This is a genomic window from Pseudomonas sp. HLMP (assembly GCF_046365545.1).
In the GTDB taxonomy this organism is placed as follows: domain Bacteria; phylum Pseudomonadota; class Gammaproteobacteria; order Pseudomonadales; family Pseudomonadaceae; genus Aquipseudomonas; species Aquipseudomonas guariconensis_B.
Genome location: NZ_JBDLLR010000001.1, coordinates 2945459 through 2960049, shown reverse-complemented (window position 1 = coordinate 2960049; position 14591 = coordinate 2945459). Strand labels below are relative to the sequence as shown.

Annotated in this window: 15 protein-coding genes; 4 read left to right on the top strand and 11 right to left on the bottom strand. The window is 66.8% G+C overall.

Annotation, left to right across the window (positions count from 1 at the left end; translation table 11 throughout):
* Nucleotides 1-30: 30 nt before the first annotated feature.
* Genes ABFA30_RS13850 through ABFA30_RS13830 form a run of 5 tightly spaced genes read right to left on the bottom strand, consistent with a single transcriptional unit; the run spans nt 31 to nt 4474 of the window.
* Nucleotides 31-786 (bottom strand): ABC transporter permease, encoded by a 756-nt coding sequence (locus ABFA30_RS13850; RefSeq protein WP_253102797.1) that lies wholly within the window; start codon nt 784-786, stop codon nt 31-33.
* Nucleotides 786-1991 (bottom strand): ABC transporter substrate-binding protein, encoded by a 1206-nt coding sequence (locus ABFA30_RS13845; RefSeq protein ID WP_225789696.1) that lies wholly within the window; start codon nt 1989-1991, stop codon nt 786-788. Before ABFA30_RS13845 ends, ABFA30_RS13850 begins: the two co-directional genes overlap by 1 nt.
* Nucleotides 1978-2805: an ABC transporter ATP-binding protein gene (locus ABFA30_RS13840; RefSeq protein ID WP_225789697.1), complete on the bottom strand. Its 828-nt coding sequence runs from the start codon at nt 2803-2805 to the stop codon at nt 1978-1980. The genes ABFA30_RS13845 and ABFA30_RS13840 overlap by 14 nt, the downstream gene beginning before the upstream one ends.
* Complete coding sequence (locus tag ABFA30_RS13835; RefSeq protein ID WP_410045577.1) at nt 2802-3866, bottom strand: acyl-CoA dehydrogenase; 1065 nt, start codon at nt 3864-3866, stop codon at nt 2802-2804. Before ABFA30_RS13835 ends, ABFA30_RS13840 begins: the two co-directional genes overlap by 4 nt.
* A 47-nt stretch (nt 3867-3913) precedes the next feature.
* On the bottom strand, nt 3914-4474 hold the full coding sequence (locus ABFA30_RS13830) for a carboxymuconolactone decarboxylase family protein (RefSeq protein WP_410045576.1): 561 nt from the start codon (nt 4472-4474) through the stop codon (nt 3914-3916).
* Between the two features lie 103 nt (nt 4475-4577).
* Here ABFA30_RS13830 and ABFA30_RS13825 point away from each other — a divergent pair, with 103 nt between their 5' ends.
* Nucleotides 4578-5495 (top strand): AraC family transcriptional regulator, encoded by a 918-nt coding sequence (locus ABFA30_RS13825; protein WP_225789700.1) that lies wholly within the window; start codon nt 4578-4580, stop codon nt 5493-5495.
* A 62-nt stretch (nt 5496-5557) separates the two neighbouring features.
* On the opposite strand, the gene ABFA30_RS13820 is transcribed toward ABFA30_RS13825, so the two are convergent.
* A complete protein-coding gene (locus tag ABFA30_RS13820; protein ID WP_225789701.1) occupies nt 5558-6100 on the bottom strand; it encodes an RrF2 family transcriptional regulator in 543 nt (180 codons plus the stop codon).
* Nucleotides 6101-6379: 279 nt separating this feature from the next.
* On the opposite strand from ABFA30_RS13820, the gene ABFA30_RS13815 reads away from it, so the two are divergent.
* Both ABFA30_RS13815 and ABFA30_RS13810 read left to right on the top strand, forming a co-directional pair.
* Nucleotides 6380-7582: an NAD(P)/FAD-dependent oxidoreductase gene (locus ABFA30_RS13815; protein ID WP_410045575.1), complete on the top strand. Its 1203-nt coding sequence runs from the start codon at nt 6380-6382 to the stop codon at nt 7580-7582.
* Nucleotides 7583-7841: 259 nt separating this feature from the next.
* Nucleotides 7842-9467: a methyl-accepting chemotaxis protein gene (locus ABFA30_RS13810; RefSeq protein ID WP_253080331.1), complete on the top strand. Its 1626-nt coding sequence runs from the start codon at nt 7842-7844 to the stop codon at nt 9465-9467.
* A 160-nt stretch (nt 9468-9627) separates the two neighbouring features.
* On the opposite strand, the gene ABFA30_RS13805 is transcribed toward ABFA30_RS13810, so the two are convergent.
* Entirely contained in the window at nt 9628-10512 is an 885-nt protein-coding gene (locus ABFA30_RS13805) for a LysR substrate-binding domain-containing protein (protein WP_225789704.1), read from the bottom strand.
* Between the two features lie 103 nt (nt 10513-10615).
* Here ABFA30_RS13805 and ABFA30_RS13800 point away from each other — a divergent pair, with 103 nt between their 5' ends.
* Complete coding sequence (locus ABFA30_RS13800) at nt 10616-11536, top strand: DMT family transporter (RefSeq protein WP_225789705.1); 921 nt, start codon at nt 10616-10618, stop codon at nt 11534-11536.
* 28 nt (nt 11537-11564) lie between these two features.
* Here ABFA30_RS13800 and ABFA30_RS13795 read toward each other — a convergent pair whose 3' ends face one another.
* The 4 genes from ABFA30_RS13795 to ABFA30_RS13780 form a co-directional block, all read right to left on the bottom strand.
* Entirely contained in the window at nt 11565-12269 is a 705-nt protein-coding gene (locus ABFA30_RS13795; protein WP_225789706.1) for a DUF2063 domain-containing protein, read from the bottom strand.
* Nucleotides 12262-13095: a DUF692 domain-containing protein gene (locus tag ABFA30_RS13790; RefSeq protein WP_410045574.1), complete on the bottom strand. Its 834-nt coding sequence runs from the start codon at nt 13093-13095 to the stop codon at nt 12262-12264. Before ABFA30_RS13790 ends, ABFA30_RS13795 begins: the two co-directional genes overlap by 8 nt.
* A gap of 75 nt (nt 13096-13170) precedes the next feature.
* Entirely contained in the window at nt 13171-13680 is a 510-nt protein-coding gene (locus tag ABFA30_RS13785; RefSeq protein ID WP_410045573.1) for an EF-hand domain-containing protein, read from the bottom strand.
* A 209-nt stretch (nt 13681-13889) separates the two neighbouring features.
* The gene (locus ABFA30_RS13780) at nt 13890-14438 is read right to left on the bottom strand and encodes a DUF4174 domain-containing protein (RefSeq protein WP_225789709.1); all 549 of its coding nucleotides are present in this window, start codon (nt 14436-14438) and stop codon (nt 13890-13892) included.
* Nucleotides 14439-14591 lie beyond the last annotated feature (153 nt).

Below are 14591 nucleotides of genomic sequence, written 5' to 3'. Positions count from 1 at the left end.
CTCATCCTGGGGCTGCTTTGCAGCCCAGATTCAGGCATGCACCCAGCGACGATGCAGGCTCCGGGCCAAGGCATCGAGCATGAACCCCAACACACCGATCAACAGCACCATGGCCATCAGCTCCGAATAGGCCAGCCGGTCACGGGTATCGAGGATGAAGTAGCCCAGCCCCGCACTGACCCCGAGCATCTCGCACGGCACCAGCACGATCCACAGAATGCCGATGGCCAGGCGCACGCCGGTCAGCACATGACCGATCACCCCCGGGATTATCACCTTGCACAGGGTTTCCCAGCGCGTGGCGCTGAGGCTGCGCGAGAGCTGCAACCAACGCGGGTCGAGCTGGCGTACGCCAGCGGCGGTGTTGAGCAGGATCGGCCACAGCGCGGCGAAGGCCAGGAGGAAGTAGATCGGCTGGTCGCCCACGCCCATCAGCATGACCACCACGGGCATCCACGACAGCGGCGAGATCATCCGCAGGAACTGGAACGCTGGCGTGGTCGCCGCCTCCAGGTGCCGGTAGCTGCCCACCAGCAGCCCCAGGGGCACGCCGATCAGCAGCGCCAGCAGCAAGCCGACCAGGATGCGCTTGAGGCTCACCCAGACATGCCCGTAGACCTCACCCTGACCGAGCAGCTCGACCAGGCTGGCCAGGGTCGCCTCGGGCGAGAAGCGCGCCGACAGGCCATCGGCCTCGCCGAACACGCCGACCCCCGCCCACCACAGCAACAGCAGGGCCGCCAGGCCAGCCAGGCCCAGGGCACCTTGTACGACGTGCTTGCGCATCAGACCGAAAACTCCTCGCTACGCTCGAACCCCTCGGGCTGGCCGAAGGCCGACAGGCCGCCCGCCGCGGCGATGGCGTTGCGCACGAAGCGGTCGTCCACCAGGTCGCGGGCGGTCAGGGTCGGGTCCAGGCCGGCCAGGAAGCTGCTGTCGCCCTCGATCAGCGTGTGCTTCAGGCGCTTGACCAGTTCCTCGGTGTAGCTGGGGAACGGATAGGGCTGGAAATCGATGCGCCTCTCATCCCACTGCTGGTGGCGGATCGCACCGCTGGCGATGTAGCCGGCACGGTCCTCGGCGGCAGGCGCCAGCACCTTGCCGAGCACCTGCGGGGTGTGCGGGGTGTACTTGTTGGGGCCGGCCTTGGACAGCAACGCGGCCGCCTCGGCGCGGTGGTCGCGGGTCCACAGCTGGGCCTTGACGATGGCGTTGACCACCTTCTGCGACCACTCGGGGCGATTGGTCAGGTCGTGCTCGTGCATGAACACCACGCAGCAGGCATGGTTGCGCCAGACGTCGCCGGTGAAGCGCTGCACACGGCCGACTTTGAGGTCCTCGGCCAGCGCATTGAACGGCTCGGCGACGATATAGCCAGCGATGCGCTTGCTGGCCAGGGCCGGCGGCATGTCCGACGGCGGCAACACCAGCAGGTTGACTTCACTGCCCGCCAACTGCGCGCTGGCCGGCTTCGACACCGGCGTGAGGCCGTGGTCGCGCAACATCTGCTGCAGCACCACGTTGTGGATCGAGTACCAGAACGGAATGGCCACGGTCTTGCCGCCCAGCTGTTTCACGTCGGTAATGTCCGGCGCCACGGTCAGCCCCGAACCACCGACGTGGTTCCAGGCCACCACCTTGGCCGGCACCTTGCTGCCATAGCGCGCCCAGACCGTCATCGGCGACAGCAGGTGGATGACGTTGACCTGGCCGGAGATGAACGCCTCGATCACCTGCGCCCAGCTACGCAGCAGCACCGGGCGCTCGGCCTTGATGCCCTCGGCCTCGAACAGGCCATTGTTGTGCGCCACCAGCAACGGCGTGGCGTCGGTGATCGGCAGGTAGCCGATGCGCACCGGCGCGTCCGGCTCGGCGGCGGCGCGCGCCTGCAGGCTCGTCAGCAATGGCAGCGCCCCGGCGGCACTGAGCATGGCGCCGAGCTTGATGAAATCGCGGCGGGAAGTAGAGGAACAGCAGTCATCCATGCACATGGGCAGCCTCCGACGGCAATGGCAAGGGGGAAGAAGAAGGTTCGCTGATGCGGCTTGCCCGCCGAAGGGTCTTGAGGATCTCGATACGCAGCGCGCCCAGTTCCTCGACCCACTGCCCACGCGGTTGCGGCAGATCGATGTGCCATTGGCCAAGGGTGTGCGCCGGGTGGTTGCCCAGTAGCAGGACCCGGTCGGACAACAGTAGGGCTTCGTCGATATCGTGGGTGATCAGCACCGCCGCCGTCCCGTGGGTGGCGATCAGTTGCAGGAGCAATTGCTGCATGTCGGCGCGGGTCACCTCGTCGAGGGCACCGAAGGGTTCGTCGAGCAGCAGCACCTGCGGCTGGCGCGCCAGGCAGCGTGCCAGGGCGGTGCGCTGGGCCATGCCGCCAGACAGTTGCGCCGGGTACTGGTTGCGCGCATGGGCCAGGCCTACCGCCTCGATGGCATGGTCGATGCGCGCGCGCTGCTCGGCCGCCGCCAGCTTTGGCTGGCGCGCGAAGTCCAGGCCGAAGGCGACGTTCTTCTCCAGGCTCAACCAGGGCAGCAGGCTCGGGTCCTGGAAGGCCACCGCCAGGCGCGGGTGCGGGCCCAGCAAGGGCTCGCCGTGCAGGGCCACGCGGCCGCCCTGGGGCTGCTGCAGGCCTGCCAGTACGCGCAACAGGCTGGACTTGCCGACCCCGCTAGGGCCGAGGATGCTCACCACCTCGCCCGGCGCCAGGCTCAGGTCGAACTGTTCCAGCACCGCTTGCCAGCCACCTTCACGCGGGTAGCCCAGGCAGATGTCACGGGCTTCGAGCACTGCCTGGCTCATGCCGCGGCCGCCTGGCGTTGCAGTTCGGCACGCAGTTGCACCAGGCTCGGGGTGACGATCGGCACGAACGCCGACTCGCGCCAGCGGCGGGCGAAGCCGGCGCCATAGGCGTCCAGGTAGGCCTTGCCGCCGCTGGCCTGCAGCTCCAGCTGCACGGCATCGGCAGCGCTTTCGGCCAGGATGATGCGCAACTTGAACAGCGCCGCCGGCTGGCTGACGAAGTGGCCATCGAACAGGCCCTGCTTGAGTGCATCCACGGTATTCTCCAGGCGCTTGGCCAGCACCTGGCGGGCTTCTTCGAGGAACGAACCGCGCCCTTGCAGATGCCCACTCACCTCTTCCAGGGCACGTCGGGCCAGGCCGATGGCCATGCCGCACTGCAACGCCAGGAAGGCCGGCCGCACCTTGGGCAGGAACTCGCGGGCGTTCTCGTGCAGCAGCCAGTCACGGCCCAGCTCGACCTGGTGGAAGGCCAGCGCGGCGGTGTTGCTCGATTGCAGCCCCATCAATCGCAGGTCCTCGGAGCGCTCCACGCCCACCTGAGTGGACGGGATCGCCAGGACGAACGGCGCAGCACCGGCATCCTCTTCGACCGCCGCGGCAACCACGAAACCGCTCTTGCGCAGGTTGGTCACCCAGTGCAGGCGGCCTTCCAGCGTCCAGCCGGCGGCTTGGGGGCGGGCTCGCACCTGCAGGGCCTCGATGCCAGACAGGTACTTCATGGCATTGGACAACCCGGTAGCGCCAGCCAGCTCGCCCTTGAGCAGGTCCGCCAGCAGGCGTTCGCGCAGGGCCAGGTTAGGGCTTTGCAGCAGGTATTCGATGAACGCGCGCTGGCCCCAGCAGACGAAGGCCGCCGCCAGCGAACGGCTGGCGATGGCGGCGATGGCTTCCACCGCGTCGGTAATCTGGCCGCCCGAACCGCCCAAGGCGGGGTCGATGCCCACGCGCAGCAGCTGCGACTCGGCGATATGCCCCAGGACCAGGTGCGGGTCGCACTGGCCCAGGTCGATAGCCTCGGCATTGGCGTCCAGCCATTGTCGAAATGCGGAATCAAGCATGTCCCTTCTCCTTTACGAAACGCGGCCCGAACGGCACCGCGCGCGGCTCACGCCGACGGCTGCCAGCGGTATTTGCCGAGTTCGTCGTTGAGCGGCGTCTGCGCGAACACATTAGCAAAGTTGCACAGGGTTGCGAGGCTCACCCCGAGAATCACTTCCAGGGCGTTGCCCTCGCTGTAGCCGGCCTCGCGAAACGCCGCGTAGGTGGCCTCGCCGACATTGCCACGGGTGGCGATCACTTCGCGGGCGAATTCGGCCAGGGCCTCGTACCTGGCATCGGGCAGCTCGCCACGGGCACGCAGGGCGTCGACCACGTCCTGAGGCAGCTTGGCCTTGTTCAGGGCCACGGCGGTGTGGCCGGCCACGCAGAAGTCGCACCCGTGGTGGGTGGCGGCGATCAGCTGTACCACCTCGCGCTCGGCCAAGGACAGCTGCGACTTGCCGTTGAGCGCCGAGACGGTGACGTAGGTTTCCAGCGCCGCAGGGGCGTTGGCCAGGATACCCAACAGGTTGGGGATGAAGCCGGAGTTCTTCAGGGCGTTCTCGAGGAACGGACGCGCAGCTTCCGGGGCGCTCTGCAGAGTGTGTAGAGTAATGCGCGAGGACATGGCGTGGTCTCCTTTGGTGGGGGGTGCGTACAGTCTGTTGGTTATAAGAATTACCCTCCATATTCATCAGTCGCCTTTCCTTGCTCCTGAGTCTTTGCATTAGATGATTTCATCCTGCCACCCTGTCGATTGGTTATTAGAGAGCCTGGAGCTCGATGCCAGCCTGTTCCATGTCGGCCGCTACTGCGGCGGCTGGCACGCCAGCACCCAAGGCATGGGTCGGGCGAGCTTCCACCTGGTGGTGCAGGGGCACTGCTGGCTGCACATCGACGGGCAACCCGGGCCCATACGGCTGGAAAGCGGCGATGCGGTGTTCCTGCTGCGCGACCTGGCCTATCGGCTGTCTGGCGACGAAGACCCGGCCAGCGCCTGTGCCCAACCACGCCAGACGATGCAGCCACTGGACAGCGAAGCCGGCGACGGCGTTGGCCTGGTCTGCGGCTTTTTTCATTTTCGCTCGGGGTTGTCGTCGCTGATCGTCGAAGGCTTGGCCGACTGGATCCTGTTGCGCGCCGCAGAGCCTGCGGGGCATGCCGCACGCTCGCTGTTCGAGCTGATCCTCGAGGAGTGCCGGCGCACGCCCACGCCGTCGCAGGCGCTGCTGGAGCGCTTGACCCACCTGTTGTTCCTGTATGTATTGCGCCAGCAGGTACACGCCGGGCGATCCTTGGGTGGGTTGGTCGCCCTCGCCCGCCAGCCGGCCTTCGCGGCGTTGCTGGAGCAGTTGATCGCGCAGCCCGGTCAGGCCTGGCACCTGGAAAGCATGGCGGCCTGCACGGGGTTGTCGCGTTCAGCGTTCTTCAAGCGCTTCAACGAGCTGGCGGGGCAGTCGCCCGGCCGGGTGCTGCTGGCCTTGCGCATGCGCCATGCCTGCCAGTTGCTCAAGGCGGGGAATACCGTGGAGCAGGTGGGGGCGCAGGTGGGGTATCAGTCGGTGGCGGCGTTTACCCGGGCGTTCGCCAAGGCGGTGGGGGTGCAGCCGGGAGCGTACCGCAAGCGGCATGAGGCCCGGGCAGGCTGAAGACATCTGGGGCCGCTTGACTGACTGACCTCGAGGCAACCCCACAGGTCCAGCCATTACCCTTACACCTGGGTAACCGCGATCTCCCCCCCGCTCCCCTTGCCTTCCCGCCGCTCACTCATCCACTCATTGACCTTCACCCCGAACTCCGTCGGGGCCTTGCGCCCGAAACGCCGGGCCAGGTCGAGGATGGTCTGCTGCGCGAGCGCCTCTTCCATCCGCTTCTGCGCCCCCAGCATCACGGCATGGATGGCGCAGGTACCCTCGGTCGCCCAACCTGGCGCCGCGCCTTCGAACAGCGTGCAGCGCTCGCGGATTTCGCGGCAGTCGAAGATCTTCTTCGGCCCATCGATGGCGGTGACGATGTCGAGCACGGTGATCTCGTCGGACGGCCGCGCCAGACGAAAGCCCCCGCGCACGCCTTCGGTGGCGGCCACCAACCCCGCGCGCGCCAGCTTGGTGAAGACCTTGGCCAGGTACTCCTGGGGCACCCCCTGCAACTCGGCCAGGTCGCGCACGCTGGACTCGCGGGTATCGCCACGCTCGTCCACCAGGAACAGCAGGCAATGGAGGCCGTATTCGACGCCGGCACTGTATAGCGACATGTCAATCTCCGACTAATTTTGTCGTAAATACTACGCCTTCTCCTGCCGGCGAGCAAAGTGCCTTGGCGCCATCCGTCGTCTTTCTCGGCTCACGATACAGCCCTGTAAGCCCGGAAATACAGCATTATCGAAGGGGCCAGCGGGGCATGCAGGAAGACCTTCGGCGAAAAAAAGACTTGCCGTCACAAACTACGATCAATACAGTCGTAGTTATTCGGCGGGTACACGAATCCACGCCGTACACCTTTCACCCCCCATGCAATCCAGCGGAGCACCCTCATGAACCCACACATCCTGATCATCGGTGCCGGCTTCGCCGGTGTCTGGAGCGCCCTGAGCGCCGCACGCCTGCTCGACCAGGCCCAGCGCGGCGACGTCACGGTCAGCGTGCTCGCGCCCCAGCCTGAGCTGCGCATCCGCCCGCGCTTCTACGAAAGCGACGTACACGGCATGAAGGCACCGTTGGGCGCCCTGTTCGAGGCGGTGGGCGTGACCTTCATCCAGGGCCATGCCGACACCATCGACGTGGACGGCCGCAGCGTCGGCTACACCGACAATCACGGCCAGCGTCAGCGGATCGGCTACGACCGCCTGGTCCTGGCCGCCGGCAGCCAGGTGGCACGCCCGGCCGTGCCGGGCCTGGCCGAGCATGCCTTCGACGTCGACCAGATGGAGTCGGCCATGCGCCTGGAGCGGCATCTGGTCGACCTGGCCGCGCTGCCCGCCTCCCCTGCCCGCAATACCGTGGTGGTCTGCGGCGGCGGCTTCACTGGCATCGAGACCGCCACCGAGCTGCCCGCCCGCCTGCGCGCCATCCTCGGTAACGACGCAGCACCACGGGTGATCGTCGTCGACCGGGGCGCCAGCATCGGCGCAGCGCTGGGCGCGGGCATCACCCCGGCGATCGTCGCAGCCTGCGAGCAGGCCGGCGTGGAGTGGCTGGCAGGTACCTCGGTGATGGGCATCGACGCCGGCGGCGTGACGCTGGACAACGGCGACTACATCGCCAGCAAGACCGTGATCTGGACCGTGGGCGTCAAGGCCAGCCCGCTGACCGCCCAAGTGCCGGGCGAACGCGATGCCCTGGGCCGCCTGCGCGTCGACGAGCACCTCAAAGTGATCGGCCAGGCGCACATCTATGCCACCGGCGACGTGGCCTGGGCCGCGGTGGACGAGCGAGGCAACCATGCCCTGATGACCTGCCAGCACGCCATTCCCATGGGCCGTCACAGCGGCAACAACGTGGCGGCCGACCTGCTGGGCGTGGCACCGGTGGTGTATCGCCAGCCCAAGTACGTGACCTGCCTCGACCTGGGCGACTGGGGCGCGGCGTTCAGCGAGGGCTGGGAGCGTGAGCTCAAGCTGCAGGGCCAGGAGGGCAAGGCCCTCAAGCGCCAGATCAACTCGGTGTGGATCTACCCGCCGGCCGCCGATCGCGCCCAGGCCCTGGCGGCAGCCGATCCACTGATTCCGATCGTGTAGACAGACCCGATCGTCACCGGGGCCGCTTCGCGTCTCCCCTGCGGCTCGATGCCGCGAGGGGGCGGGAGGCGGCCTTCTGTCTATTGTCTGTATACAATTTTATTGGATACCTGTTCAATCGATAGTGGCTATATGGCATCATTCAGCAAAAACACCATCAACTCTAGGGACTTAACCCACATTTGCAGCCCGTCGAGAGCCTGATCACCCTCCTGTGCCGTCTAGCGCTCTTGGGGCTGCCAACGCCAAGGAGCATTCAATGCAACTCCGGAACATGAAGATCGGCATACGGGCCGCCGCCGTATTCACCCTACTGGGCCTGTTGGTCCTGGCCATGGGGTTGTTCGCACTCTACGAAACCCGCCAGATGGACCGTGCCACCGACGAGATCCGCGTGACCTGGATGCCGGCAGTCATCGCGCTGGGCGATGTCAGCAACAACCTCGGCCGGGCGCGGGCGCTGACCCTGCGCAGCGTGCTGGAGGAACAGCCCAGCGCCAGGCAGGCGACACTGGCCTCGATCGTCCAGGTCAACCAGCAGTTGGAAAGCGACCTGAACGCCTACGAACGCACCATCATCGCCGATGACGATCGCGCCCTGTTCGACACCTTCATGAAGCTGAGCGAGCGTTACCACCGGTTGCAGAAGTCGATCCGCGACGCGGTCGCCACCGACCGTCTCGACGAGGCCCGGCGCCTGATCAACGGCCCCCTGGCCGAATACGCCGACACCATGCTCCAGGCCCTCAATGCGCTGATCCAGTACAACGCCGACGGCGCTGAAACGGCCTCCCGGCGCAGCAGCAGTGTGTTCGAGCAGGCCTTCTCGCTGATCATCACCTCCCTGGTGGTGATCATCCTGGCCTTGGCGGCCTTCGCCACCCTGCTCACCCGCAGCATCGTCATCCCCCTGGCCGACGCCGTGGCCGTGGCCGAGCGCGTGGCCACCGGCGACCTGACCCGCGACATCCAGGTCCACGGCCGCGACGAGCCGGCCCTGCTGCTGCGTGCCCTGGCCCGCATGCAGCAGAGCCTGCGCGAGACCATCCGCAAGATCGCCGCCTCCTCGGACCAGTTGGCCTCGGCCTCGGAAGAACTGCACACAGTCACCGAAGACACCAGCCGCGGTCTGCACCAGCAAAGCGCGGAGATCGACCAGGCGGCCACGGCGGTCAACCAGATGACCGCCGCCGTCGAGGAAGTGGCCAACAACGCGGTGAACACCGCCGATGCCTCCAAAGGGGCCGATCAGACCACCCGTGATGGTCGCGACCAGGTCAACCAGGCCCTGGCTTCGATCCAGCACCTGGTCAACGATGTCACCGGCACATCCGAGGAAATCGAGCAACTGGCCAATAACGCCAACGAAATCAGCCGCGTGCTCGACGTGATCGGCGCGATCGCCGGGCAGACCAACCTGCTGGCGCTCAATGCCGCCATCGAAGCGGCCCGTGCCGGCGAGGCCGGACGCGGTTTCGCCGTGGTCGCCGACGAAGTACGCGCCCTGGCCCACCGTACCCAGCAGTCCACCGCCGAGATCGAGCAGATGATCGTCGGGATCCAGTCCGGCACCGAGCGCGCGGTCACGGCCATGCACACCAGCCAGGGGCGTGCCACCGGCACCCTGGAAGTGGCCCAATCGGCCGGCCAGGCTCTGGAGGTGATCGCCGAGGCCATCGCCTCGATCAATCAACGCAACCTGGTGATCGCCAGCGCATCGGAGCAGCAGGCGCAGGTGGCCCGCGAGGTGGACCGCAACCTGGTCAACATCCGCGACCTGGCCATGCAGACCTCGGCCGGGGCCAACCAGACCAGCGCGGCGGCCCAGGACCTGTCGCGACTGGCGGTGGAGTTGAATGGCATGGTGGCGCAGTTCAAGGTCTGAGCCGCTTGAGGCAGGCGGGGCTGCTTTGCAGCCCATCGCCGGCAAGCCGGCTCCCACAAGATGCGAGTCGGCCACACATCATGCGGATTGCAGGGCCCCTGGGAGCCGGCTTGCCGGCGATGGGGCGCGCAGCGGCACCGGATGCGCAGTCACAGATAGCTCACTGCCCGGAGAGGAACCCCACCAACTGACGCCCATGGGAGCTGAGGCTCTCCCAACCACGAAAACACACCCGCAACTCCAGCGTCGCCCAGCGCTCCTCCAGCGCCAGCCGGCGCACCGGCAGCTCCTGCTCGGCACGCAGGGCTGCCGTCTCGGGCAACATGGCGATGCCGGCGCGCTGGGCCACCAGTTGGGCGATGGCCTCGAAGCTCGGCGCACGCACCCGGACCTTCAGGGGCATGGCCAGGTTCATCGCCAGCTCCTCGACGAAACGTTGCATGGCACGCTCGGCCGGCAGGCAGACGAAGGGAAACCCTAGGGCATCGACCAGCCGCAGTTGCCCGCGGGACGCCAAGGGGTGGTCGGCGGGCGTCAGCAGGACCAGACGCTCGGTACGAAACGGCAGCGACACCAGCCCCTCGTTGGCCAGGTTACCGTCGTACACGCCGATCTCGCACTCACCGGCCAGCACCACGCGCAGCACGTCCAGGCTCTTGTGCTCGACCAGTTGCAGGTCCACCTCCGGATAGTCGGCCAGAAACGGCCCAAGCACCGCCGGCAGCAGGGTGCTGTTGGTCACGGTGGACGCAGCCAGGTGCAAGGTGATGCGCCGCTGGCCGGCCAGCTCCTGCAAGGTGTCCTGCAGCCTCTGCGCCTCGCCCAGCACACTGCGGGCGGCTTCGAGCACCAGGCGGCCGGCCGGGGTCAGTTGCATGCCGTCGACCCGACGTACGAACAGGGCAAGGCCGCAACGTTCCTCGAACAGCCGCAAGCGGGTACTGGCGGCCGACACCGCCACCGGGAAGGTCGCCGCCGCCTTGCTCAGGCTACCGGTGGCGGCGATGGCGGCGAGCAGGCGCAGGTCAGGCAGGTCGAAATGCATGGGGCTTCTCCAAATCAGAACGCCATGTTCGATAAAAAGCGATTCTAGCGCCAGCGCCTTCTGCCCAGAATAAGCCTCGCCACTCCCCTTTCTCGGACACGCCATGCTCGCCATCCGCGCCCACTTGCAACGCCAACTGCACAACGGTGCCTTGTATGCCGTGCTCGCGGCCTTGGGTTTCAGCTTCAAGGCCATCTTCGTCAAACTCGCCTACGCGGCAGGCCCCGTGGACGCTATCAGCCTGCTGGCCATGCGCATGGGCATCGCGCTGCCCTTGTTCGTCTGGCTGGTGTGGTTCAGCCGTGGCTCGTCCAGCGCTGCCCTTGGGCTGGGGGATGGCCTGCGCGTAGCGCTGCTCGGCCTGTTCGGCTATTACCTGGCCAGCCTGTTCGACTTCTATGGCCTGCAGTACATCAGTGCCGGGCTGGAGCGGCTGATCCTGTTCACCTACCCGACCCTGGTGCTGGTGTTCCAGGCCGTCGCCCTGCGTGAACGGCCCAGCCTTCGCACCCTGTCGGCCATGGGCTTGTGCTACCTCGGCCTGGGCATCGCCTTCGTCCACGACCTCGGCATGTCGGGGGGCGGCCAGCAGGTGCTCGTCGGCGCGCTGTGGGTGTTCGCCAGCGCGGTGACCTATGCCCTGTACTACGCCGGCACCGGCATGATGCTCAAGCGCATGGGCTCCATGCGCCTGGCCGGGCTGTGTGGCACGGCCTCGTCGCTGATGGTGCTGGCGCACTACCTGCTGGTGGCGGACACGGCCCAGTTGTGGCAACTGCCGCCGGCGGTATGGACCCATGCGGCGATGATGGCGGTGTTCTCCACCGTGCTGCCGATCTACTGGGTAGCCCTGGCGATCCAGCGCATGGGCGTGACCCAGACCGCGGCGGTCGGCAACCTGGGGCCGATGCTGACGGTGCTGGCGTCGTGGGCGATCCTCGGCGAGTCGATCTCGGCCTACCAGATCGCGGGGCTGGCGCTGGTACTGTTCGGGGTGTCGCGGTTGAAGCCGGCCAAGCGTTGAGCCTCGCGCACAGCCGCTTTGGGACAACCTATCGCGTACCGACGATGATCCCCTGCCCGCGCAGAGCCTCAAGCAAAGCCAGCCCCTGACGCTGGATCTCTTCGCCTCCCAAGGCCTGCAACCGCTCGCGCCCGCTACCCTGGAGCCCTGCCAGCAACTGGTAGGCCAGCGGCGTCAGGCGGGCGAAGCGCACCTGCAGGTCGGCGTCGCGATACACCAGCAGCAAGGTGGGTGTATCGGGGGGCTCGGCAGGCTGGTAGCCGGGGCCGATGCGCTCCACCGGCCAGCGGTAGGCGAGCACCCGGGCCACGCAGGAGAGCAACGGCTCGCCTTCGAGCAGATCCCCCTCGGGCCGGTGCTCTGGGTCCTCGGCATCGCTCAGGTACAACTGCGCCTCCAACCATTCATAGTGGGCCAGTTCCAACTGCCAGGGTGCATCCGCCTCGATGCCGTGCAGGTAGTCGATGAACACCTCGGCGACCTCGGTGAACAGCGGCGTCTGGCTGCGATAGTGGGCATGGAAGTCACGCACCCGGGCATGCCAGCGGGCCTCGCCGAGGGTCTGGCGCATGACTGGGAAGCTGCCGGCCAGCAAACCCTCGATGGCGTTGTAGAACAGCTCCCGATAGACCTTCAGGCGCCGCGCCTCGATGCCCGGCGGTGGTGGATTGGCTGCGGGATCGCGCAGATGGCGGGCCAGGGTGAACTGCTGCTGACGCAAGGTTTCATTCATCGCGCACACTCCCTGCCGCCTGCTGCAACTGGCGGATGCGTGCCGTCTCGTCGAGCAGCGCGTCCAGGGGCGGGTAATTGAAGTCGCGCTCCAGCACCGTCGGTTGCACGCCGAAGCGCTGGCAGGCACTGGCGAACAATGACCAGACATCTTCTTTCACCGGCGCCCCATGGGTGTCGACCTTCAGGTCCGGTGCTTCGTCGTAATGCCCGGCCACGTGCATGCCGACCACACGCTCGACCGGCAGGCCCTGGAGGAACGCCAGCGCGTCATAACGGTGGTTGCAGGCGTTGACGACGATGTTGTTGACGTCCAGCAGCAGGTCGCAGTCGGCCTCCTCGAGCACGGCGCGAATGAACGCCAGCTCGCTCATGGCTTGGTAGGGCGCGGCGTAGTAGCTGATGTTCTCCACGGCGATGCGGCGGCCAAGCTGGTCCTGGGCCTGGCGGATGCGCGCCGCGACATGCACCACGGCCTCGTCGGTGAACGGGATCGGCATCAGGTCGTAGAGGTGACCATCGTCGCTGCAGTAGCTCAAGTGCTCGCTGTACAGGCGTACCTGGTAGCGCTCGAGAAACTGCCGGGTACGCGCGAGAAAGGCCTGGTCCAGCGGTGCACTGCCGCCCAGTGACAGTGACAGGCCGTGGCAGGCGATGGCGAAGCGTTCGGCCAGGCGCTCCAGGCCCTGGCCATAGGCTCCGCCGACACCGATCCAGTTTTCCGGCGCGCATTCGAGAAAATCCACCACGCCGTCCGCCATCGTCAGCAGCTCGGGCAGCAGGCCACGGCGCAAGCCGAGGCCGGTGCGCAAGGGGTGGTCGTTCATTTTCGGTTCTCCACAAGGCGCTGCGACAAGGCCCCCACATCACCGCCCGCAGGCAGTCCGTGGGAGCCCGCTCGATCAGGACTCGCCAGCCAGGTGGCTGAACAGCCCCTCGGGCATCGGCTTGCCGCTGGCCTGGTAGAGGGCCTTGAGGTGGTCGTAAGCCTCCTGCTCGGAGATCATGCCGTCGTGGTTGCTGTCGATCTTGTCGAAGTCGGCGGCGCGGTCCTTGGCCACGGCGAGGAACTCCTCGCGCGAGACCTTGCCGTCATGGTTGCTGTCGGTACGGGCGAAGGAGGCATCGCCACACTTGCCCTCCCCGCACTTGCCCTCGGCCTGGCCGGCCTTGGCGCTACCGCCACACTTGCCTTCGCCACACTTGCCTTCGCCACACTTGCCTTCGCCCTGGGTGGCCTTGCCGCTGCCCCCACACTTGCCTTCGCCGCATTTGCCTTCGCCTGGGGTCTTGGCTGCGGCCAGTTGGTAGCCCTGGGCCAGGGGCTCGACAGCGAACGCGCTGTTGCCCAGGGCCATGCCGCCGAGCAGTGCGACGCTGAGCAGGCCAAGGGTGTTCTTCGAATGTTTCATGCTGGTGCTCCACTGTGGTTGAGAGGTGGAGCCATTTCGCCGCAGTGGTGTATCGCAGGTGTATCAGGCAGGTGGGCTTTCTGTATGGGAGTGGGTCGACCAGGTGGCTGGATACAGTCAGATACAGAGCACTGGAACATCGCCTCGCGGCTATCAGCGAAGGGTCGGGGACGAGGCGTCGCCGGCGCCCCACCCCGCGCGGCACATCCTCAGTCTTCCAGCGGCTTGGGCGGCGCCAGGGGCTTGGTCGGCTTGCCGGGCTTGCTGTCCTTGGCCTTCTCGGTGCTGCTGGCCACCGGCTCGGGCGCGGTCACCGCCTTCTCGCTGGCGGGAAGCTCGTCCACCGCCTTGAAGATCACCTGCGGGTCGAGCTGCTCGCCGCTGTCGTCATCCTTGAGCATGTGCCGCTCACCATCCTTGCCCACCAGGATCACCTTGGTGCCCTTGCTGGCACCAAGCTTGAGCTCGCGGATCAAGGCCATGGTGGTCTGCTGCTCGAGGTTCTTGTCCTCGCGCTTGCCCATCATGTTGGCGACGCTGTAGAGCACCAGGCTGCGCTCCTTGAACGCGGCCTGGGTGGCCGGGTCCTTGAGGGCCTCGTTCAGGCCGCGCAAGGTGGGGTCGGCGGTGCTGGGGGCGATGATGATCAGCGGCCTGGCCTTGCCCAGCTCCTTGGCCAACGGTGCATCGCTGTCCGCAGCGAGCAAGGGGCCGGCGACGGCGAGCAAGGTGGCGAGGGTCAGTGACCGGACGAGCATGCGCATCTCCTTATTGTCTCGATGAACCAAATGACTACAGATCGGGGAGAAAGATCCGGCCTGCGAGCCTAAACCACCTGCCTGGGCAGGTGGTCAGGTCAAAGGTAACTTCCGGTTTCCAGATCAGGCCTACGGCATCTCCGGAAAATGCCG